The sequence below is a fragment of the Streptomyces sp. CA-278952 genome (genome assembly GCF_028747205.1).
GTDB lineage: Bacteria > Actinomycetota > Actinomycetes > Streptomycetales > Streptomycetaceae > Streptomyces.
The window spans coordinates 7,487,118-7,506,831 of record NZ_CP112880.1; the positions used below are offsets into that span (position 1 = coordinate 7,487,118).

Genomic DNA, 19,714 nt, shown 5'->3' on the forward strand with positions numbered 1-19,714 from the left:
GGCGGGCGTCAGGCCCGGCGCAGGACCGTGGCCTCCGTGCCCCAGCCGAGCGCGATCGTCCGGTCGACGATCCAGCCCGACCGCTGCGCGAGAGCGGCGATCGCGGCGGAGTCGCGCAGCGGGCTGCCGGTCGCGGTGTACGCGTGCAGGGCCGCCTCGGCCGCGTGCGGGCTCAGGCCGTCGGGGCGGGAGGCCTCGACGAGGACCGCCGTCCCGGTCCATCCGGCCAGCCGCGTGAGGAGCTGGACGCCCTCCTCGTCGGTGCGGTGGGCGAGGGCCTTCGCGGCGACGGCGACATCGGCGGGGCCGGCCGTCCAGTCGATGCGGTCCGGTCCGGTGACGTGTCCGCGCAGCACCCCGGCCGGGGTGGCCTCCTCCGCGATCCGCAGCCGGGGCCGCCGCCCGGCGTCGTCCAGAGCGGCGATCACGGAGGCGCTGCCCGGCCCGGTCAGGAGACAGGTCCCGACGTCCTCCCAGAGGGGGTCGGCCGTCAGACCGGTCAGCAGGAAGACCAACTGCTCGCACTCCTCGACCAGTTCGCCGTAGCGGTCCGCGTCGTGGGTCACCGTGTCGTGCAGGGTGGCGCCCGCTGCGAGCCGCCAGGGGGACGTGCCGTCCCGGAGCGCGGGAGCCAGGTGCGCGAGGGCGAGCAGCAGCTCGGCCTCCCGGCCGGTGTACTCCTCGCGCTCGTGGTCGTCCAGGAGCTCCTCGCCCGCCGGGCCCAGACGCAGCCCGGCCCCGCCGTCCGCGCCGACGACCACGTCGTACGCGGCGAGCAGCGGAAGCAGTACGCCGATCCCCGGCCCGGACACGCTCAGGCGGGTCGCGAGCGCGTCGGCGGAGAGCCCCGGCGCGTCGGCCACCGCGTCGACGACGCCGAGCTGCAACGCGGCCCGCGCCACCAGCCACGGCAGCGGCGACGGGATCCCGGCAGGGCCCTGCGCGGCGGCGGCGTCGGCCGGGCCCTGTGCCTCCGGTGCGGCGGCGGCCTCCTCGCGGTGCCAGTAACCCGTGATGTTCACGCGGTCCTTGGGGAGCTTCCGCTCCCGCTGGAGATACCGGCGTACCGGAAGCAACGCCCGGCTCTCCGCGGCGGCCCAGGCGAATCCCTCGCCCGCCGGGGCCGGCAGGGCGCGGACGGCGGCGTCCAGCGCCGCCGCGTCGCCCGGCTCGGCGACCACCCACCTGATCGTGTCGCCGTCGCGCAGCGCCAGCTCCTGGCGTGCCGCGTCGTCCGAGACGGTGACCACGATGTGCGCAGGGGCGTCGAGGGGACGTTCGTCGAGGAAGCGGCCGATCGCGGGCAGCGCGGTCTCGTCCCCGACGAGGAGGATCCAGTCCAGCCGTTCCGGCAGCCGGAGCGACGACTTGGGCCCGACGAACCACAGCTCGTCGCCCTCCCGCGCGGAGGCGGACCAGGCCTCCGCGGGGCCTTCGCCGTGCACCACGAAGTCGAGGTGGAGCTCTCCCGCCCGGTGGTCCACCCGCCGGGGCGTGTAGTCGCGGGTCAGCCGGTGTTCGGCCGGCGTCCACTCGATGCCGTGCGGCAACTGGGCGGGGAGCGCGTCCCGGACCTTCCCGTCTGCGGCCAGGATCAGCTTGATGTGGTCGTCGAACCCGGGTGCGGCGAAGGCCGGGTGAGCGGTCCCGTCGCGGGTGAACGCGGCGAGGTCCTCGCCGCCGAGGACCACTCGGCGCATCCTGGGGGTCACCTCATGGACGCGGCGGACGGTGACCCGGCGCAGGACGAGGGGGTGCGTCGTGTACGCACGCTGGGCGGCCATCAGGAGAACTTCTTCTCGATGAGGTCGAGCAGGGCCATCGACTCGTCGTAGTCGCCGCGCAGTACCCAGTGCGGCAGGTCATAGGCCTGGTTCGCCTTGAAGGCGGGCAGCGCGCCGTAGACGGGGTTCTTCTCGAGGGTGGCGACGTCGGTCGTGTCGGCGTTGAAGCCCATCACGAACACGGACGGCTGGGTGATCGTCTGGCCCACCTTCTCGGTCGACAGCTCGAACATGTCGCCGCCCTGCCCGTACACCTTGAAACCGCCGTCCGCGAAGACCGGCGCCGGCTCGATGCCGACCTTCTTCAGCTCGGGGGGCAGGCCCACGCTCTCCACCAGGCCATAGGCGGTGCCGTCGCCGGTGAAGGCGAGGAAGGACACGGGGCCGGCCGGCGGCTTGATCGCCTTCTTCACCTCGCCGATCCGCTGGTCGTACGCGGCCAGGTGCTCGTCGTAGACGTGGGCCTTGCCGAACACGTCACCCGCGAGGAAGGAGAACTGGCTCCGCCAGTCGCCGAGCTTCTTGCCCACGAGCACGGTGGGAGCGATGTCGGTGAGGTCGTCGTACACCTTCTCCGCCTGGAACAGCGGGAAGCCGATGCCGCCGCCGACGATGAGGTCGGGCTCCAGGGCCAGGATCGCCTCCAGGTCGAAGCCGTCGACGCTCCACGGCAGGAACGTCGTGCCGTCCTCCTCCGCCTCCTTCGCCCAGTTCGGGGAGAACTCGCCCTTGCCGTCGGCGTCCTCGGGGATCGTGGCCCGCACCGGCACGTCGAGGTCGTAGAGGTACCCGGCCAGGGCGTGGTTCAGCACGACCACCTTCTTGGGCTCGGCCGGCACCTTCACCTTGCCGTAGTCGGTCGTGACGGTTCGGGTCGTCGCGGCGGAGGCCTTGTCCCCGTCGCCCGACGGGTCGGCGGCCGAGCAGCCGGTGAGGGCCAGTGCGGCGACGGCCGCGACGGCGAGAAGGCGGGCAGGAGCAAACATGGGACCTCATGTGGCTGGGTAGGCTCGAACGTTCGAGCTGTTGGTAAGGTGAGGCTAACCTCGCTGGTTCCGCCGCGTCGATCCGCGTACGACATCGCCAGTGACGGACACGACGCGTCGCACAACGGGAGGCACGCTTGCCGACGACATCCCTCGGCACCGTGGTCGCCGAGAACGCCATTCGCTTTCTGGGGCACGACACGCATCGGCACGACGCGCCGCACCTCATCTACCTGGTGACCGGCCGCGCCCGCCTGTCCGCCGACGGCGAGGAGTGGCGGCTCGGGCGGCACGAGGCCCTCTGGCTCGCTCCGCGCGTGCCGCACGCGCTGCGGATCGAACCGGGCGGCATGGCACTCGGCCCCCTCCTCGACCCCGCTGACCAGCCACGATGCCGGGTTCAGCCACTCGGGGCAGTACCCGCGATCGTCGAGGTCATGACCACCACACTCGGTGCGGCGCCGACCACGCCGGAGCAGGTCGAGCCGTTCCGTCAGGAGTTGGGCCGCGTGCTGAGAGGCATCTCCCGGCAGTACTTCCCGGTCGTGCTGCCCGTCCATCCCGCGGTGCGCGCACTCGCCCGCGAGGCCCTGCGCGCTCCCTCCGTGACCCTGGAACGGCTCGCCGAGCGACACCGGATGAGCCCCCGCCAGGTGCAGCGCGTCTTCCTCGACGAGACCGGACTGCCCTTCACACGGTGGCGCAACCGGGCCAGGATGAACGCCGCCGTCGAACACCTCCGCGGCGGAGGCGAGCTGACGGCGGCGGCCAGGGCGGCCGGCTACGCGACCCGGGCCGGACTGCTGCGCGCGCTGAGCCGCGAGTCCGGGGTGCCCGTGAGCGCGCTCACCACGGACGCGGTGGAGGCGCTCGGCGGTCGCTGAACCGGGAGCCGGGCCGTTTCCAGCAGTTCATGTACGTCGATCACGCACGGCACTTCGGCCTGTCCGGGTGGCGGGTTGCCCAGGGAGAAACAGATGGCACAGGCGCTCGCGCCGACGACCGCGCCACCACCGGCCACGCCGTCGAGGTCGTCGCGTCGCAGGACCCGCCGGCTCCTCGGCCTGGGCGCCGCCGTCTCCACGCTCCTCGTGGCAGTGGTGCTCAGCGTCGCGATCGGCTCGGCGCTGCTCCCCCTCGACGTGGTGTGGCAGGCGCTGACCGCGCCCGACGGCTCGGCCTCGCACGCCACGATCAGCGGCGCCCGCGTGGACCGCACGCTGCTCGGCATCGTCGTCGGCGCGTCCCTGGGCGTGGCGGGGGCGCTCATCCAGGCGCTCACCCGTAACCCGCTCGCCGACCCCGGTGTCCTCGGCGTCAACGCCGGCGCGAGTTTCGCCGTCACCCTGGCCGTGGCCGTCTTCGGCGTCACGCGCATCGACCAGTACCTGCCCTTCGCCTTCGTCGGCGCCATCGTCGGCTCGGCGGTGGTCTACCTCGCCGCGAGCGGCGGCCGGGGCGGGCCCACACCGCTGCGCCTCACCCTCGTCGGGGTCGCCTTCACGGCGGTCCTGCTCGGCATCTCCCAGACCCTCGCCCTGATCGACACGGAGACCTTCGACCGGATGCGGTTCTGGGGAGCGGGCACCATCACCGACCGCCCGACGGGCACCGCCGCCGACATCGCGCCCTTCGTCCTGGCCGGACTGCTGGCCGCCGCCTTCTGCGCGCGCCCGCTCAACGCGATCGCGCTCGGCGACGACGCGGGGCGGGCCGTCGGGCTGCGGGTCGGCGCGACCCGGTGCGGTGTGGTGATCGCGGTGGCGCTGCTGTGCGGTTCGGCGACGGCCGCGGCGGGCCCGCTGATGTTCGTCGGCCTCATGGTGCCGCACGCCGTGCGCTGGCTCACCGGTCCCGACTGGCGCTGGATCCTCGTCTACTCCGCCGTCCTCGCCCCGGCGATCGTGCTGTTCGCCGACGTACTGGGCCGGCTGATTGTGATCCCGTCCGAACTGCAGGTCGGCGTCATGATGCCGCTCATCGGCGCGCCCGTACTGATCCTGCTGGTGCGCGGAAGCCGGGTGAGGGAGCTGTGAGCGGGGCATTCGTCCTCAGGGCGGGGTCCCTGAGCCTGCGGGCGACCCGCCGCGGGGTCGCGGTGTGCGGGCTGCTGTCGGCCGCGCTGCTCGCCCTGGCCCTGTGGGCCTTCACCCTCGGCAGCTACTCGCTGAGCCTCGGCGACCTGGCCTCGGTCATGTCCGGCACCGCCGGGAACAGTGTCCGCACCGTCGTCCTGGAGTGGCGGGCGCCGCGCATCGTCGCCGCCGTACTGTTCGGGGCCGCCCTCGCGATGGGCGGCGCGGTCTTCCAGTCCCTGACCCGCAACCCGCTCGGCAGCCCCGACGTCATCGGCTTCACCACCGGCTCCTACACCGGAGTCGTCGTCACACTGCTCGCGGGTGCGAGCAGTTACTCGGCGCTCGCGGCGGGCGCGCTCGCCGGCGGGCTCGTCACCGCCCTCGCCGTGTATCTGCTGGCGTTCCGGCGCGGTGTGCGGGGCTTCCGGCTCATCATCGTGGGGATCGCGGTCGGCGCGCTGCTGACCTCGGTCAACACATGGTTCTCGGTGAAGGCCGACGTGGACACCGCGCTGAGGGCCGCGGTGTGGGGCGCCGGCTCGCTCAGTGCCATCGGCTGGCCCGCCGTGCTGATGGCCTCCGCTCTGATGGCGGTGGTCGCCCTGGCGGCCCCGGTGGCGCAGCGCCGGATGCGCTGGCTCGAACTGGGCGACGACACGGCGGCGATGCTGGGCGTACGCGTCGAGCGTACGAAGCTGCTGCTCGTCGTCCTCGGCGTGGCCGCGACCGCCGCGGTGACCGCCGCGGCGGGACCCATCGCCTTCGTGGCACTGGCGGCGCCCCAGATCGCCCGCCGCCTCACCGGCCGCGGAACCTCCGTCGACCTCACCGGTTCGGCACTCGTCGGCGCGCTGCTGCTGCTCGGCGCCGACATCGCGGCGCAGCACGCGATCGAGGGCGTGGTGCTGCCGACCGGCGCGGTCACCGTGTGCGTCGGCGGGGCGTACCTCCTGGTGCTGCTGGTGCGGGAGTCCCGCCGGGGGTGATAGGGCTCCGGCCCGCGCGGAGGGCGGAGAAGGGCGGCGGCAAGAACCCGTCGCCCGCGGATCCGCGCGGCGTCGTCCTCGCGCGCGTGCCGGTCACGCCGGGGGACGGCCCGGCCGTGCGCATCCGTGGTCAGCACGGGGGTACTCCCTGAGATTCGGGGGTTGGTCGATGCCCCGCGCCGCCTGTCGGCCGCCGCGGTCCGTCGCGGCCGTCGGAGAACGGCGGAGCGTCGACCTACTATGGTTCCCGGGGGCGCGACGGCGCACGGAAGCAGGGGACGGGGAATGCGACGGCTCGGAGAGCTCGAAGCCGAAATCATGGACTGCCTGTGGAAGTGGGACAGGCCGGCGACGGTCCGTGAGGTTGTCGACGACATCAACCTCCGCCGCCCGGCCGCCTACACGACGGTGATGACCGTGGCCACCATCCTCTACAACAAGGGCTGGCTGACCCGGCAGAAGCGGGGGGTGGCGTGGCTCTACACTCCGGTCCGCAGCCGCGAGGCCTACTCCGCCGCCCTGATGGAGGACGCCCTGGGAACGAGCCGGGACCGCTCCGCGGCGCTCGTGCACTTCGTGGAGCGGATGACGGAGGAGGAAGTCGCCGCGCTCCGCGAGGCGCTGCGTGCGACGGGCCGCGGCGGCGCGCTGTGAACGCCGCCCCCTTCTTCCTCGGTTACGCCGCCGCTGTCGGCGTCCTGGCCCCGCGCGCGCTGCTCCGCAGCGGCTGGCCCCAGCGGTCACCGCTGCTGGCGGTTGCCGTCTGGTTCGCGCTGGCCGCGTCCTTCTCCGTCTGCGTCGCCCTGGCCGCCCTGCACCTCACCACCCCGGGCGCACACCTGCACGGAATCCTCTACTCCTGCCGCTCGGCCCTGGGCCTCGGCCCGTCCGGCGGCGGCCTTCTGCCGGGCCTGGGGCTCGCCGCGGTCGCCGTTCTGGCCGTCGCCCACCTTGCCGGTTTCGCCGACCACACCGGGCGGGCGTACGCCGCCCGCGCCCGGCACCGGGAGATCCTGGACAAGGTCGGCCGCCGATCGGCCTGTTCGCGGGCCACCGTGGTGGAACACGCCGAGCCCGCCGCCTACTGCCTGCCCGGCCGCCACCCGAGGATCGTCCTCAGCAGCGGGGCCGTCGGCCTCCTGTCCGGCGGCGAAATCGACGCCGTCGTCGAACACGAGCGGGCCCACATCCGCGGCCGCCACCACCTCGTCCTCGCGGCAGCCCACGCCTTCGCCCGGGTCTTCCCCGGTGTGCCGCTCGGCCGCCATCTCCAGCAGCAGGTGCCCCTGCTGCTGGAGATGGCGGCCGACGACCACGCGCTGCGCCGCTGCCCGCGCGGCGCGCTGGCCGCCGCCATGTTCAGCCTGGCTGCGGGAGAGGCGCCGAACGGAGCCCTGGCGGCGGGCGGCCGGACGGTGCTGGTCCGCCTCCGGCGCGTGCTGGCCCCGGCGCGCCGCACGCACCCCGCCCTGCGCTGTGCGGTCGGCACGGGCGCCCTGATCACGCCCGTGCTCCCCGTACTGCTGACCTGCCACGCCGGACTGGGGTGACCTCCGTCGGCCGCTGCGGACCGGCCGACGGCCTCAGATCCGTACGCCCCACATGAACGGCATCCCGCTGCGGGCCATCGACTCGTACCGCACCTGAGCGCCGGGCTTCGGCGCGTGGAGTATCTGCCCGTTCCCGGCGTAGAAGCCCACATGGCTCAGGTCGGTGCGCATGATGACGAGGTCGCCGGGCTTGAGCGCACCGATCGAATTGATCCGGGTGCCGGCACCTGCCTGGGCCTGCGACGTACGGGGCAGCGAGACGTCGGCCTGCTGGAACGCCCAGGAGGTCAGGCCGGAGCAGTCGAAGGACCCAGGACCGGTGGCGCCCCACACGTACGGCATGCCGACCCTGCTCTTCGCCGCGTCGAACGCCGCGGCCGTACGACCGGACGCGCTGGGCTCGTTGCCCAGTTCGCCCTGCCGGCTCGCCAGTTCGGTCCGTTCGCTCGCCCGGTTGGCCCGCTCCTCCGTGGCGGCCCGCTCGGCCCGCTCCTCGGCCGTGAGGGTGTTGAGGAGCCGCTGCGCCTCCGCCAGCTTGCCCTGGATCTCCTTCTTCTTGCTGCCCAGCTCCTTGCGGGTCTCCTGGAGGCTGCCGAGCTTCTTCGCGGCCTGAGTGCGCTGCTGCTGCAGAGCACGCTGCTGCGAGAGGAACCGCTGGAGCGTGTCCGACTGCCGGGCGCTGAGCCGGTCGAGGCCCGACGCCTGGTCCAGGTAGGCGTCGGGGTCGGCGGAGAGCAGCAGCTGGAGGGAGGGGTCGAGACCACCGCTGCGGTACTGGGCCGTGGCCGCCGAACCGAGCTGCTGCCGCAGCTCGTTGAGCGCCGCCTGCTTGCGGACGACCTCCTCGTGGAGGTTGTCGGCCTCCTTCTGCAGCTTCCCGGCCGATTCCTTGGCCCCGTTGTACTTCTCGGTGGCCTGGGTGGCCTGCTCGTACAGCCGGTCGATCTGCGCCTGGACACCCTTCTTGTTCGGGTCCGGCAGCGGATCGGCGGAGGCCGACTGCGCCGACAGCGCGACCGTCACCGCCGCGGTCGCGGTGAGCACGGACGTGTATCCGTGACGGGGCTGCTTGGGACGACGGTGGGACGCCACTGAGGCGGGCTCCTTCTTCCTCGGCCGCTGTCCGACGGTCCATGGGCCGTCAAGTGCCGCTGGGGGAGCGCGGCTTCAGCGACACCTCCACCGGTGACCCGGGCGGGCGACCGGCTGTTCGGAGGCCGAGCCACGCATACTAATCAACTTAGTGGCCCACATCCAAGCGCGGTCCCAGGAGCGCCCCTCTCCGCCCGATCACGCTGTGACCTGGTCAGTCGCCGAGGATCCGCTCCCACAGCAGTCCGTCCCGCCAGCTCCCGTCGAGAAGGATCGCCGAGTGCGCGACGCCGTACGGGGTGAACCCGTTGCGGCGCAGCACCCGCTGGGACGGCAGGTTCTCCAGGTTGGTGGACGCCTCGGCACGGTGCAGGCCGAGTCCGTCCGTCATCACCCGGAGCACGAGCCCGACGGCGTTTCCGGCATGCCCCTGATTCTGGGCGACGGAGGCGATCCAGTAGCCGACGGAGCCGCGGCGCAGATGCGGCTGCGGCAGGATGCCGCCCACGGTGACCTGCCCGATCACCCGGTCGTCGGCGAGCACCACGCCCGGCCAGACGGTGCCGGCCCGGTATCCGGCCAGCAGGCCCTCGATCCGCTCCACCTGGCCCTCCGGGGTGAAGTAGTCGGCCGGCTGGGCCGGTTCCCACGGCCGGAAGGCCTCGGCGTCCCGCACCCGGTGTGCGGCGATCGCGGCGGCGTCGGTGGGCTCTATCAGGCGGATCCTCGTACTGCTGCGCATGGGGGCGGTCCTCGTCGCGGTGCGTCGGATGGGACGGCCAACCTATGGGAGGGCGCCCGGTCCGCGGCTGGGAGGGCGCCCGGTCCGCAGCCCGGCGGTCCGGGACCGCTGGTGGTCAGGGGACCTTCACCCAGTCGAGGGTGCGCTCCACCGCCCTCTTCCAGCCGACGTACCCCTCCGCGCGCTGCTCCTCGGACCACTGGGGCGACCAGCGCTTCGACTCGTGCCACTGGGTGCGCAGCTCGTCGGTGTCCTGCCAGAAGCCGGTGGCGAGCCCCGCCGCGTAGGCGGCGCCGAGAGCGGTCGTCTCGGCGACGACGGGACGGCTGACCGGAACGCCGAGGACGTCGGACTGGATCTGCATGCAGAGGTCGTTGGCGGTGACCCCGCCGTCGACCTTGAGCACGTCGAGATGGACCCCGGAGTCCTGTTCCATGGCCTCGACCACGTCGCGGCTCTGGTAGCAGATGGCTTCCAGCGTGGCCCGTGCCAGGTGGGCGCTGTCGTTGTACCTGGCCAGGCCGACGATCGCGCCGCGGGCGTCGGACCGCCAGTACGGAGCGAACAGGCCGGAGAACGCGGGCACGAAGTACACGCCGCCGTTGTCCTCGACGCTCCGGGCCAGCTCCTCGCTCTCGGGCGCCGACTTGATGATCTTCATCTGGTCGCGCAGCCACTGCACCGCCGACCCGGTGACGGCGATGGATCCCTCCAGCGCGTAGACCACCGGACTGTCGCCGAACTGGTAGGCCACCGTGGTGAGCAGCCCGTGCTCCGAGCGGACCAGCTCGGAGCCGGTGTTGAGCAGCAGGAAGTTGCCCGTCCCGTAGGTGTTCTTGGCCTCGCCCGGGGCGAAGCAGACCTGGCCGACGGTGGCCGCCTGCTGGTCGCCGAGGACGCCCCCGATGGGAATGGCGGCGCTCAGCGGCCGGGAGGTGCGGGTGGAGCCGTAGGCCTCCGGGTGCGACGAGGGGTTGATCTTCGGGAGCATCGCGCGGGGGATGCCGAAGAAGCCCAGGAGTTCTTCGTCCCAGTCGAGGGTCTCCAGGTCCATCAGCATGGTGCGGCTCGCGTTGGTCACGTCGGTGGCGTGGATACCGCCGTTCGGGCCGCCGGTCAGGTTCCACAGGACCCAGGCGTCCGTGTTGCCGAAGATCGCGTGACCGGCCTCGGCCGCTTCCCGTACGCCGTCGACGTTCTCCAGGATCCACTGGATCTTGCCGCCGGAGAAGTACGTCGCCGGCGGCAGCCCGGCCTTGCGGCGGATGACCTCGCCCCGCCCCGAGCGCTCGAGGTTCGCCGCGATGGCGTCGGTACGGGTGTCCTGCCACACGATGGCGTTGTAGTAGGGCCGCCCGTTGCGCGGGTCCCAGACCACCGTGGTCTCGCGCTGGTTGGTGATCCCGATGGCCACCAGGTCGGTCGACGACAGGCCGCCGTGCCGCAGGGCGTTCTGCATCACCGAGTTGGTGCGTTCCCAGATCTCCACGGGATCGTGCTCCACCCAGCCGGAGCGGGGCAGGATCTGCTCGTGTTCCAGCTGGTGCTTGGCGACCTCGTTGCCGCCGTGATCGAAGATCATGAACCGGGTGCTGGTGGTCCCCTGGTCCACCGCGCCGATGAAGTCCGCCATGATGTGTGTCGCCTCTCCGGCCGGTGTGGTCGGTCCTTGGAAGTCGTCAGTCCTTGGAAGGCGCCGGGACGCGTCCCGGCGGTTCGGGTGCGGCGGACGGCAGGAAGCGTCCGATGAAGGCCTTGTAGAGGCCCGCGCCGAGCAGGCCGCCGATCAGCGGGCCGAGGATGGGCACCCAGAAGTAGAGATTCCCGTACTGGTCCCGCCACGCGCCCCCGTAGCCGGTGAGGAAGCTCGCCAGCCGGGGGCCGAAGTCACGGGCCGGGTTGATCGCGTAACCCGCGTTGGTACCCCAGGCCATGCCGATGGCGACCACGATCAGGCCGATGATGAACGGGCCCATGTTCGAGCCGGGCGGGGTGTTCAGCAGGTCCGTGACGGCCATGATCAGCAGCAGGAGGAGGGCGGTGCCGATGATCTGGTCGCGGAACGCGCCCCACTCGTGGACCGGCAGAGCAGGGTTGCCGTTGGCCGGCAGGGTGGAGAACACGCCCTGCGTCTTGATGGTGTGCCCGGGGTCCGCCTTCGCCAGCGCCTCGCTGTAGTTCCACCGGACGAGGAGCGCGGCGACGAACGCACCGGCCGTCTGCGCCAGCGCGTACGGAGCCACCTTGCTCCACGGGAACCCCTTGAACGCGGCCAGGGAGAGCGTCACCGCGGGATTGAGATGGGCCCCGCTCAGTCGCGCCGCCACATAGACGCCGAGCGTGACGCCCAGCCCCCACGCCCAGGCGATGCTGTCGTGGTCCCCGAGCCCGCCGGCCGGATCCGTGAGGGCTCCGCCCGCCGTCACCTGGGCGACCACTCCGCACCCGAAGAGGATGAGGATCATCGTGCCCGCGAACTCGGCGGACAACTCACCGAGCAGTCCGGACTTCCTGCGTAGTTCAGCCATGGGAGCTCGCCCTCCGCCGACGGCGCCGGCTGTCGACTATCCGAGCAGTGTCAGCAGGCTAAGGCGGTGTGCGAGATCGGGCATATCGGGATGTTCGGGGCGCCTGGGTGGGCTCGCGGGGCTCATCGTGATGTGCAGGGCCGAGGGCGCAGGGCGTCGAGCGGTTGGCGGACCGCTCCCGGCGGGGTGAATCCGCCGGGAGCGGACGGCGGTGACGCTCACCCGATCGGGTGGGAAGGGCTGAAGCGCGGGCCGGTCAGGACCCCCGCCTCGTCGGCGCGCCCCCGGGGAGCGGTGCGGGCGGACGCGCCCCGGGCCGACGGGGTCGCTGCGGCCCGCACCTGCTTGCCCCCGGTGCTACCGGGCCAGGGAGAGCCCCGCCAGCTCCAGGCAGGCCGCGATCGACGCCGTCTCCGCCTCGTCCAGGCGGCGCATCGGCGAGCTCATCACATTGGTGTCGATGACGCCGCGCAGCATCAGGGCCGTCTTGAAGGCCCCCAGCCCCGCGGCCGTCGCCGAAGCCGTGCCGGGACGGGCCGCCCGGACGATGTCGAACAGGCCGACGAGCCGGTCCTGTTCGGCCCTGGCGGTGGCCCAGTCGCCCTTCACCGCAGCCTCGTACAGCCGCACATAGCCGTGCGGGTCCACATTGCCCAGCCCGGGTACGCAGCCGTCGGCGCCGCTCAGCATCATCGCGTCGACCACCAGCTCGTGGCCCGTGAGCACCGAGAACCCCGGAAGGTCGCGGGCTCCGATGACCAGGCGCCGGAACGAACCGTCGTCCCCGCTGGAGTCCTTCACCCCGGCGAGTACCCCGTCCGCCGCGAGCGGCAGCAGGAGTTCCGGGTCCAGCTTGCTGTGCACGCAGACCGGCACGTCGTACGCCAGGAGCGGCAGGTCCACGGCCGCCGCGAGCTCCCTGAAGTGACGGTCGATCTCGGTGACATGGGTGCGCGTGTAGAAGGGGGCGGTGGCCACGACGGCGTCCGCCCCCAGGGCGGCCGCGGCGCGGGCCCGCTCGGCGGCCCGGTCGGTGGTGGTCTCGATGGCTCCGACGAGGACCGGTACCTGGCCGGCGGCCGTCGCGGTGATCACCTCGATGACCTCGTCCTGCCGACCGGGCGTCAGGTAGGCCGTCTCGCCGGAACTGCCCAGGGCAAAGAGGCCGTTGACGCCGCCGTCGATGAGGTGGCCGACGACCCGTTCCAGGGAGGCGCGGTCGAGCTCGCCGTCGGCGGTGAGCGGGGTCACGACGGGCGGGATCACTCCGGAGTACACGGGGGAGGGGGCGGTCATGCGGTGCTCCTTGCGGGCGGTACGGAGGTCCGGGTCCCCGAGGGGGACACGGAGTTCTGGGGATGGACGCAGTGCCAGCGGTGTTCGGCGGGGCCGAACGTCGCCACCGGGAAGACCTCGGCGCACGCGTCGTCGGCCTTCCAGCAGCGGGTGCGGAACGGGCAGCCGGACGGCGGGTTGGTGGCGGAGGGCACCGGGCCCGTGAGCACGATGCGTTCCGTCGCCTCCAGCAGGCTGGGCGTGGCGGAGAGCAGCGCCTCGGTGTACGGGTGCCCGGGGGAGCCCGCCACGTCGGCGGCCCGGCCCTCCTCGACGATGCGGCCGAGGTAGAGGACGGCGATGCGGTCGGCGAGGTAGCGCACGGTCTGGATGTCGTGACTGATGAACACCATGCCCAGGCCGAGGCGTTCGCGCAGGTCGACCAGGAGGTTGAGCACCTGGGCGCGTACGGAGACGTCGAGCGCGGAGGTCGGTTCGTCGGCGACGATCAGCTCCGGTTCGAGTGCCAGGGCGCGGGCGATGGCGACGCGCTGGCGCTGGCCCCCGGAGAGCTGCCCGGGCAGGGCGGCGAGGGTGTGGCCGGGCAGCCCGACGAGGTCGAGCAGCTCCTCGACCCTGGCCTCGCGCGCCTCCCGCGTACCCCGCCGGTGCACGTCCAGCGGATCGCGGAGGATCTGCCGGACCGTGAGGCGGGGATTGAGCGCGGTGGAAGGGTCCTGGAAGACGACGCCGACGGCCGAGCCGAAGTCGTCGCGCCGCTCCGCGCCCGACATCTTCCACAGGTCGCGCCCGTGGAAGAGGACCTCGCCCTCGGTGGGCTTCTGGAGTCCGGTCAGCACACGGGCGAGCGTGGACTTTCCGCAGCCGGACTCCCCGACCAGGCCCACGATCTCGCCGCGCTCGACCTTCAGCGTGGCGTCGGTGAGCGCGTGGACGGCATCGCGGGAGAAGATCCCGCCGCTGCGTGCCTTGTGGCGTACGTGGACGCCGTCGAGCCTGATCACCGGGCGCTCCTTTCCAGTTCCTCGGCGGTCGTCCTGGCCGGGTGGTGGCAGGCGAAGCCGTGGTCGTCCGTGGTGCCGCGCGGGGTGAGCGCGGGGGCCGTGGTGCGGCAGAGGTCGGTGGCGGCCCCGCAGCGTCCGGCGAAGCGGCACCCCTCGCCGAAGCCCTGGGGCGCGGGCACGACGCCCCGGATCTGGTGGAGCCGGTCCGCGCCGGCCTCCAGGGAGACGACCGAGCCGAGGAGGCCGCGGCTGTAGTGGTGGGCGGGCCCGGTGAGGACGGACCGGGTGTCGCCGACCTCGGCGAGCCGGCCCGCGTACATCACGGCGACCCGGTGGGAGAGGTCGCCGACCAGGGCGAGGTCGTGGGAGACCAGCACCATGGCGAAGCCGAGCTCGTCGCGCAGCCGGATGAGGAGTTCGACGACCTGGGCCTGGACGGTGACGTCGAGGGCGGTGGTCGGCTCGTCCGCGATCAGCAGGCGCGGGCTGCGGGAGAGGGCCATGGCGATGAGGACCCGCTGGCGCTGTCCGCCGGAGAGTTCGTGCGGGTAGCTGCGCAGGGTGCGTTCGGGGGAGAGGCCGACGAGGTCGAGGAGCTCGGCGGGGGTCTTCGTGGAGCCGCGCGAGGTCAGCTGCTTCAGCTGGGTGCCGACGAGCACGGAGGGGTTGAGGGAGGAGAGCGCGTCCTGGTAGACCATCGCGATCTCGGGGCCCATCAGGGCGCGGCGCTCCTTGGGCGGGAGCTTCAGCAGGTCCCGGCCCCGGTAGAGGATCTCGCCGCTGACCTCGGCGTTGCGGGCGAGGAGGCCCATGACGGCGAGGCTGGTGATGGACTTGCCGCAGCCGGACTCGCCGACCAGGCCGAGGGTCTCGCCTTCGTGGACGGTGAAGTTCAGCCGGTCGACGACGGGGATGTCGCCGTAGCGGTCGGGGAAGCGGATCGCCAGGTCGCGGACGACGAGGAGCTCCTCGGCGTCCTCGCGGACCGGGGTGATGGTGGGCTCGGTGGCGTTGATGTGCCGGGCGAGCTTGGCGAGGGCGGCGTCGATGTCGACGGTGGCGGCGGCCTCGACCGGGTCGGGCGCCGTGGTGGCGGCGGGCGCGGGGGAGGTGCGGGCGCTCCTGGGCGCGGCGGAGGCGTCGGTGAGCCCCTCGGAGAGGATGTTGAGCGCGAGGACGGTAATCAGGAGGGCCAGGCCCGGGAAGAAGGTGGCCCACCAGCCGCCGGCCAGGAGGATCTGCCGGCCGTAGGCGAGGACGCTGCCCCAGCTGGGGTCGGGGTCCTGCACGCCGGCCCCGATGAAGGAGAGGCTGGCCTCGAAGATGATCGCCTCGGCGACCATGACGGTGGCGAACACCATGACCGGCGCCATGCAGTTGACGGCGACGTGGCGCAGCACGATGTACCCGCGCCGGGCGCCGATGACCTTCTCGGCCGCGACGTAGTCCTCGCCGTACTGCGCGAGCACGTTGGCCCGGACGACGCGGGCGAGCGAGGGGGTGTAGACGAAGGCGATGGTGAAGATGATCACCGGGACGCTGGTGCCGAACACGGCGACCAGGACGGCCGCGAGGGCGATCGGCGGGAACGACATCACCACGTCGAGCGTCCGCATGACGGACTCGTCGCCGAGCTTGCGCGAGGTGGCGGCGAGCGAGCCGAGCACAGCGCCGGCGACCAGGGCGACGGCGGTCGCGCCGAGGCCGATGACCAGGGAGTAGCGCGATCCGTGCACCACGCGGGCGAAGACGTCACGACCGGCCCGGTCGGTGCCGAACCAGTGGTCGGCGCTGGGGGCCTGGACAGGGGTGCCGGTGGTCAGCGGGTCCTGGGTGAGGAGAGGGGCGAACACGGCGCCGAGGATGACGACGAGCAGGACGCCGAGGGCGACGCGGGAGGTGACCGGCAGGGCGCGGAACGCGATGCCCGGTCGGGAGAGCTTCTTGGCCAGACGGCCCGTGGCGAACATGTCACACCGTCCTGATGCGCGGATTGACCAGCAGGTAGAGCAGGTCGACGATGACGTTGACCACCAGGAAGGCGATGGCGATGGTCAGCACGGTGCCCTGGACCAGGGCGACGTCGCCGCCGGTGACACCTTCGAGGATGAGTTTGCCCATGCCGGGCAGGTCGAAGATCGCTTCGATGACGACGGCGCCGCTGAGCAGATATCCGACCTTGACGCCGAGCACGGTGAGCGGGGTGACCAGCGCGTTGCGCAGCACCGAGCGGATCACCAGGAAGACCGGCAGGCCGTTGCCCTGGGCCGTACGCACGTAGTCGCGGTCGAGTTCGGCGACCATCGAGGTGCGTACGAGCCGGGCGAGCGACGCCGCGACCGGAACGGCGAGCGACACGGCGGGCAGGGCCATGGTGGTGAGCCAGCCGCTGAAGGAGTCGGCGGGGTTGGTGTAGCCGCCGGTCGGGAAGATCCGGGTGTTCAGCGCGAACTGCTGGATGAGCAGGACGCCGAGCCAGAACGAGGGGATGGCGACCCCGGCCATGGACAGCAGGCGGAAGAGCTGGTCGGGCCACCGGTCGCGGTACATCGCGCCCAGGACACCGCCGATCACGGCGAGCGTGACCGCGAGGAACAGCCCGAGGAAGGTCAGTTGGAGGGTGAGCGGGAACGCCGCGGTGATCCGGTCGATCACGGGCTGGCTCGGCGGGACGGTCATACCGAGGTCGAAGTGGAGCAGTTGGCCGAGGAAGTCGAAGTAGCGGATCGGCAAGGGGTCGTTGAGCCCGTTGGCCTCCGCGAAGGCCTCCCTGGCCTCAGGACTGGCGCTCTCCCCGAGCGCGTTGTAGGCCGGGTCGGCCGGCGAGAACTGCAGCACCACGAAGACCAGCAGTGCGATGCCGAGAATCATCACCGGCATCATCGCGACGCGGCGCAGCGCGAGCCGGAGAAAAGCAACCATCGTCGGGTTCCTTGCGATCGGGCGGAAGGCGGGTCCGGGCCGCCCAGGTCCTGTCGTCACACTGCCGCCGCGGGGCAGGCGGCACGGTGACGGCAGGGCTCAGGAGGTGGCGGCCCGGACCGGGCGGACGTCAGGCGCGGCCGACGCCCACGAAGGACAGGCCCGTGGTGGGCAGGGGCTTGAAGCCGGGCAGGGCCTTGTCGTTCCAGGCCGTGGGCAGCTTGCGGTGCAGGATCGGGTAGAGCGCGGCCTCATCGGCGACCAGGTCGGTGATCTCGCCCCACAGCTGCCTCCGCGTCGCCTCGTCGGCGGCCTGGGCGGCCTTGTCGAGGAGCTGCTTGACGTTCTTGTACGCGGGGGAGCCGGACCAGCCGTAGCGCTTCTCCGGCCAGAAGCCGTAGTAGAACCAGCGCATCAGGAGGTCGACGTCGTTGCCGAAGACCGAGGGGTCGCCCGGGGCCACCATGACGTCAAAGTCCCCGCCGTCGACCTTGGCGTACTGGGCGGCGGACTGGGCGATGTTCAAGGTGGCCTCGATGCCGGCCGCCGCCCAGCTCTCCTTGAGCAGCGGGGCGATGTCCTTGACCCAGCCGGTGTCCGTGGTCAGCACGGTGAACTTCAGCTCGCCCACGCCCGCGTCGGCCAGCAGCTTCTTCGCCTTCGCCACGTCGTGGGTGTAGGCGGTGGCGGCCTGGTGGTAGTCGGGGTGGGTGGTGGGGACATAGCCGGTGGCGGCCGTCGCGTTGCCGACCATCGCGGTCTTGATGATCTTCTCGGTGTCCAGGGCGTAGTGCAGGGCCTGGCGCACCCGCTTGTCGGCGAAGCGCTTGTCGGCCGTGTTGAACATCAGGAAGAGAAGGCCGAAGGACTGCACGGACTCGGTCTTCGTGGTGGCGGAGAGCCGTTGGACGTCGATGTACGGGACGTCCTCGATCGCCTGGACGCGACCGGACTCCATGGCGCTGACGCGGGCCGACTGGTCCGACATCAGGCGCCAGACCATCTTCTGGGCCTTGGCCGGGTGCGGGCCGTTGTACTTCGCGTACTTCTCGAAGACGATCTTGTCCTCGCGGGTCGCCTCGACGAACCGGTACGGCCCCGAGCCGACGGGCTTGGCGTCGAAGCCCTTGACGTCCGCCTCGACGACCTTCTTGGGCACGATCCGTGCCACGGCTATCCGGGAGGGGAAGAGCGCGAAGGCGTAACGGAGCTTGAACTCGACCGTCTTCGCGTCGACCGCCGTGACCGTGTCGACGAACGGCACGAACTGCGCCATCAGCGACGCGTTCTTCTCGTCCAGGATGCGTTCGAAGCTGAACACGACGTCCTCGGCGGTGACCGGTGAGCCGTCGTGGAAGGTCGCGCCGTCGCGCAGGGTGGCGCGGTAGGTGGTGGCGTTGATCTTCTTCGGCATCTCGGTGGCGAGCGCGGGGCGCGCCACGAGTGTTGCGGGATCGAGATCCACGAGTCCCTCGAAGATGTGCATATTGGCGGCGTACGGGGTGGCGCCCGACGTGATCATCGGATCGAATCCGGTCGAGAGGGGGTACGACAGACCCGCCTCGATGGTGCCGTTGCCGTCGCCCTTCGCGGCCGCTCCGTCGGCGGTCGAGGAGGGCCCGCCGCAAGCCGAGAGGCCTGCCGTGATGGCGGCTGCCGCGCCGAGGGCACTGGTGTAACGCAGAAAGGTGCGGCGCTCGACGCCGGCTGGCCTCAGCTCGGGCACGGGTCCTCCAAGGGACGTTGGTGAGGAATGGGTGGAGAACGGATTTTCGAAGGCTATCGGGACGCCTGTGCGGCGGGAGCATCAGACGTCAGATGTCTGATGCCTTGATAGCGTGGGAACGTAGCTTGACAATCGAGAGGGGTCAAGAGGTGGGGAGTTCACCTATGTCCGGCGCGAGACCCGGTCGCACCCTGCTGCGGCAGGAGGTCGTCGAGGGCATCAAGCGGTACATCCTCGACGAACGGCTGCGCCCGGGGGACCCGTTGCCGACGGAACCGGCCCTGTGCGAGGCGCTCGGCGCCAGCCGCTCCAGCGTCCGGGAGGCCGTCAAGATCCTCGCCGCCCTCGACATCGTCGAGGTCCGTCACGGCCACGGGACGTACGTCGGACGGCTGAGCCTGTCGGCGCTGGTGGAGAGCCTCACCTTCCGGGGCCTGCTCTCGCCCGACGACGACTTCCAGGTGATGGCCGACCTCGTCGACGTGCGCGAGCTCTTCGAGCGGGGCATGGCCGACCGGATCATCTCCTCGCTGGACGCCGGGGAGCTGGACCGGCTGGACGGCCTGGTGGCGACCATGCGCGAGACCGGTGTGGGCGACGGGCACGGCTTCGTCGCGGCGGACCGGGCCTTCCACGCGCTGCTCGTGGCGCCGCTCGGCAACGACCTGATCGGTCAGCTCTCGATGGCCTTCTGGGACGTCTACACGATCGTCGCGCCGCATCTGCAGGGGTTCACGCACGCCGACGAGGCGGAGACCGTCGCCGCCCACCAGAACATCGTGGACGCGGCCCGCGCGGGCGACGTCACCGCGTTCCTGAAGGCCCTCGGCGAGCACTACGCCCCGGTCAGACGCCGGATCGCCGAGGCCAGGGCGCGAGGTGGGGGCGAGGGCTGATCGCGGCCGCCGCCCTCCTGCCCGGCCCTCTAGGTCCTGTCGTCAAACTCCCGTCGTCGCCCGGAGGGCGGCCCTGCGGGGTCAGGTGCGTGCTCTCGGTGTGCCGGGCGCACGTCCGCGTACT

At 72.0% G+C, this 19,714-nt stretch carries 17 protein-coding genes; 6 read left to right on the forward strand and 11 right to left on the reverse strand.

Going from position 1 to position 19,714, the window contains the following annotated elements; translation table 11 throughout:
* Positions 1 to 8 precede the first annotated feature (8 nt).
* Entirely contained in the window at positions 9 to 1,784 is a 1,776-nt protein-coding gene (locus N7925_RS32770; protein ID WP_274346014.1) for a siderophore-interacting protein, read from the reverse strand.
* Positions 1,784 to 2,770: an ABC transporter substrate-binding protein gene (locus tag N7925_RS32775; protein WP_274346015.1), complete on the reverse strand. Its 987-nt coding sequence runs from the start codon at positions 2,768 to 2,770 to the stop codon at positions 1,784 to 1,786. The genes N7925_RS32770 and N7925_RS32775 overlap by 1 nt, the downstream gene beginning before the upstream one ends.
* A 137-nt stretch (positions 2,771 to 2,907) precedes the next feature.
* Between N7925_RS32775 and N7925_RS32780 the strand changes: the two genes are divergently transcribed.
* The 5 genes from N7925_RS32780 to N7925_RS32800 all read left to right on the forward strand — a co-directional run bounded on the left by N7925_RS32780 (position 2,908) and on the right by N7925_RS32800 (position 7,384).
* Complete coding sequence (locus tag N7925_RS32780) at positions 2,908 to 3,654, forward strand: helix-turn-helix domain-containing protein (RefSeq protein WP_274346016.1); 747 nt, start codon at positions 2,908 to 2,910, stop codon at positions 3,652 to 3,654.
* Positions 3,655 to 3,747: 93 nt separating this feature from the next.
* Complete coding sequence (locus N7925_RS32785) at positions 3,748 to 4,806, forward strand: iron chelate uptake ABC transporter family permease subunit (protein WP_265603144.1); 1,059 nt, start codon at positions 3,748 to 3,750, stop codon at positions 4,804 to 4,806.
* Positions 4,803 to 5,834: a FecCD family ABC transporter permease gene (locus tag N7925_RS32790; protein WP_274346017.1), complete on the forward strand. Its 1,032-nt coding sequence runs from the start codon at positions 4,803 to 4,805 to the stop codon at positions 5,832 to 5,834. The genes N7925_RS32785 and N7925_RS32790 overlap by 4 nt, the downstream gene beginning before the upstream one ends.
* 285 nt (positions 5,835 to 6,119) lie before the next feature.
* Positions 6,120 to 6,488: a BlaI/MecI/CopY family transcriptional regulator gene (locus N7925_RS32795; protein WP_265603146.1), complete on the forward strand. Its 369-nt coding sequence runs from the start codon at positions 6,120 to 6,122 to the stop codon at positions 6,486 to 6,488.
* Entirely contained in the window at positions 6,485 to 7,384 is a 900-nt protein-coding gene (locus N7925_RS32800; protein WP_274346018.1) for a M56 family metallopeptidase, read from the forward strand. The genes N7925_RS32795 and N7925_RS32800 overlap by 4 nt, the downstream gene beginning before the upstream one ends.
* A gap of 33 nt (positions 7,385 to 7,417) precedes the next feature.
* Here N7925_RS32800 and N7925_RS32805 read toward each other — a convergent pair whose 3' ends face one another.
* The 9 genes from N7925_RS32805 to N7925_RS32845 form a co-directional block, all read right to left on the reverse strand.
* A complete protein-coding gene (locus N7925_RS32805; RefSeq protein WP_265603148.1) occupies positions 7,418 to 8,476 on the reverse strand; it encodes an NlpC/P60 family protein in 1,059 nt (352 codons plus the stop codon).
* A gap of 214 nt (positions 8,477 to 8,690) precedes the next feature.
* Positions 8,691 to 9,218: a GNAT family N-acetyltransferase gene (locus N7925_RS32810; protein WP_274346019.1), complete on the reverse strand. Its 528-nt coding sequence runs from the start codon at positions 9,216 to 9,218 to the stop codon at positions 8,691 to 8,693.
* A 115-nt stretch (positions 9,219 to 9,333) separates the two neighbouring features.
* Entirely contained in the window at positions 9,334 to 10,851 is a 1,518-nt protein-coding gene (gene glpK / locus N7925_RS32815) for a glycerol kinase GlpK (RefSeq protein WP_274346020.1), read from the reverse strand.
* A 46-nt stretch (positions 10,852 to 10,897) separates the two neighbouring features.
* The gene (locus tag N7925_RS32820) at positions 10,898 to 11,746 is read right to left on the reverse strand and encodes an MIP/aquaporin family protein (RefSeq protein WP_265603151.1); all 849 of its coding nucleotides are present in this window, start codon (positions 11,744 to 11,746) and stop codon (positions 10,898 to 10,900) included.
* A 357-nt stretch (positions 11,747 to 12,103) separates the two neighbouring features.
* A complete protein-coding gene (locus tag N7925_RS32825) occupies positions 12,104 to 13,042 on the reverse strand; it encodes a dihydrodipicolinate synthase family protein (RefSeq protein ID WP_274346021.1) in 939 nt (312 codons plus the stop codon).
* Entirely contained in the window at positions 13,039 to 14,046 is a 1,008-nt protein-coding gene (locus N7925_RS32830; protein WP_265603153.1) for an oligopeptide/dipeptide ABC transporter ATP-binding protein, read from the reverse strand. The genes N7925_RS32825 and N7925_RS32830 overlap by 4 nt, the downstream gene beginning before the upstream one ends.
* Positions 14,043 to 16,016, reverse strand: coding sequence for a dipeptide/oligopeptide/nickel ABC transporter permease/ATP-binding protein (locus tag N7925_RS32835; protein WP_274346022.1), 1,974 nt, complete (start codon positions 16,014 to 16,016; stop codon positions 14,043 to 14,045). Before N7925_RS32835 ends, N7925_RS32830 begins: the two co-directional genes overlap by 4 nt.
* 1 nt (position 16,017) lies before the next feature.
* Entirely contained in the window at positions 16,018 to 16,968 is a 951-nt protein-coding gene (locus N7925_RS32840) for an ABC transporter permease (RefSeq protein ID WP_274346023.1), read from the reverse strand.
* A gap of 130 nt (positions 16,969 to 17,098) precedes the next feature.
* Positions 17,099 to 18,694 (reverse strand): ABC transporter substrate-binding protein, encoded by a 1,596-nt coding sequence (locus N7925_RS32845; RefSeq protein WP_274346024.1) that lies wholly within the window; start codon positions 18,692 to 18,694, stop codon positions 17,099 to 17,101.
* A 164-nt stretch (positions 18,695 to 18,858) separates the two neighbouring features.
* On the opposite strand from N7925_RS32845, the gene N7925_RS32850 reads away from it, so the two are divergent.
* A complete protein-coding gene (locus N7925_RS32850) occupies positions 18,859 to 19,590 on the forward strand; it encodes a FadR/GntR family transcriptional regulator (protein ID WP_265603156.1) in 732 nt (243 codons plus the stop codon).
* Positions 19,591 to 19,714: the final 124 nt, after the last annotated feature.

What these genes read in the sequence shown, in the direction of transcription:
- N7925_RS32770 (WP_274346014.1), bottom strand. Translation starts at nt 1,784, where the DNA reads ATGGCCGCCCAGCGTGCGTACACGACGCACCCCCTCGTCCTGCGCCGG.
- N7925_RS32775 (WP_274346015.1), bottom strand. Translation starts at nt 2,770, where the DNA reads ATGTTTGCTCCTGCCCGCCTTCTCGCCGTCGCGGCCGTCGCCGCACTG.
- N7925_RS32785 (WP_265603144.1), top strand. Translation starts at nt 3,748, where the DNA reads ATGGCACAGGCGCTCGCGCCGACGACCGCGCCACCACCGGCCACGCCG.
- N7925_RS32795 (WP_265603146.1), top strand. Translation starts at nt 6,120, where the DNA reads ATGCGACGGCTCGGAGAGCTCGAAGCCGAAATCATGGACTGCCTGTGG.
- N7925_RS32810 (WP_274346019.1), bottom strand. Translation starts at nt 9,218, where the DNA reads ATGCGCAGCAGTACGAGGATCCGCCTGATAGAGCCCACCGACGCCGCC.
- glpK (WP_274346020.1), bottom strand. Translation starts at nt 10,851, where the DNA reads ATGGCGGACTTCATCGGCGCGGTGGACCAGGGGACCACCAGCACCCGG.
- N7925_RS32820 (WP_265603151.1), bottom strand. Translation starts at nt 11,746, where the DNA reads ATGGCTGAACTACGCAGGAAGTCCGGACTGCTCGGTGAGTTGTCCGCC.
- N7925_RS32825 (WP_274346021.1), bottom strand. Translation starts at nt 13,042, where the DNA reads ATGACCGCCCCCTCCCCCGTGTACTCCGGAGTGATCCCGCCCGTCGTG.
- N7925_RS32835 (WP_274346022.1), bottom strand. Translation starts at nt 16,016, where the DNA reads ATGTTCGCCACGGGCCGTCTGGCCAAGAAGCTCTCCCGACCGGGCATC.
- N7925_RS32840 (WP_274346023.1), bottom strand. Translation starts at nt 16,968, where the DNA reads ATGGTTGCTTTTCTCCGGCTCGCGCTGCGCCGCGTCGCGATGATGCCG.
- N7925_RS32850 (WP_265603156.1), top strand. Translation starts at nt 18,859, where the DNA reads ATGTCCGGCGCGAGACCCGGTCGCACCCTGCTGCGGCAGGAGGTCGTC.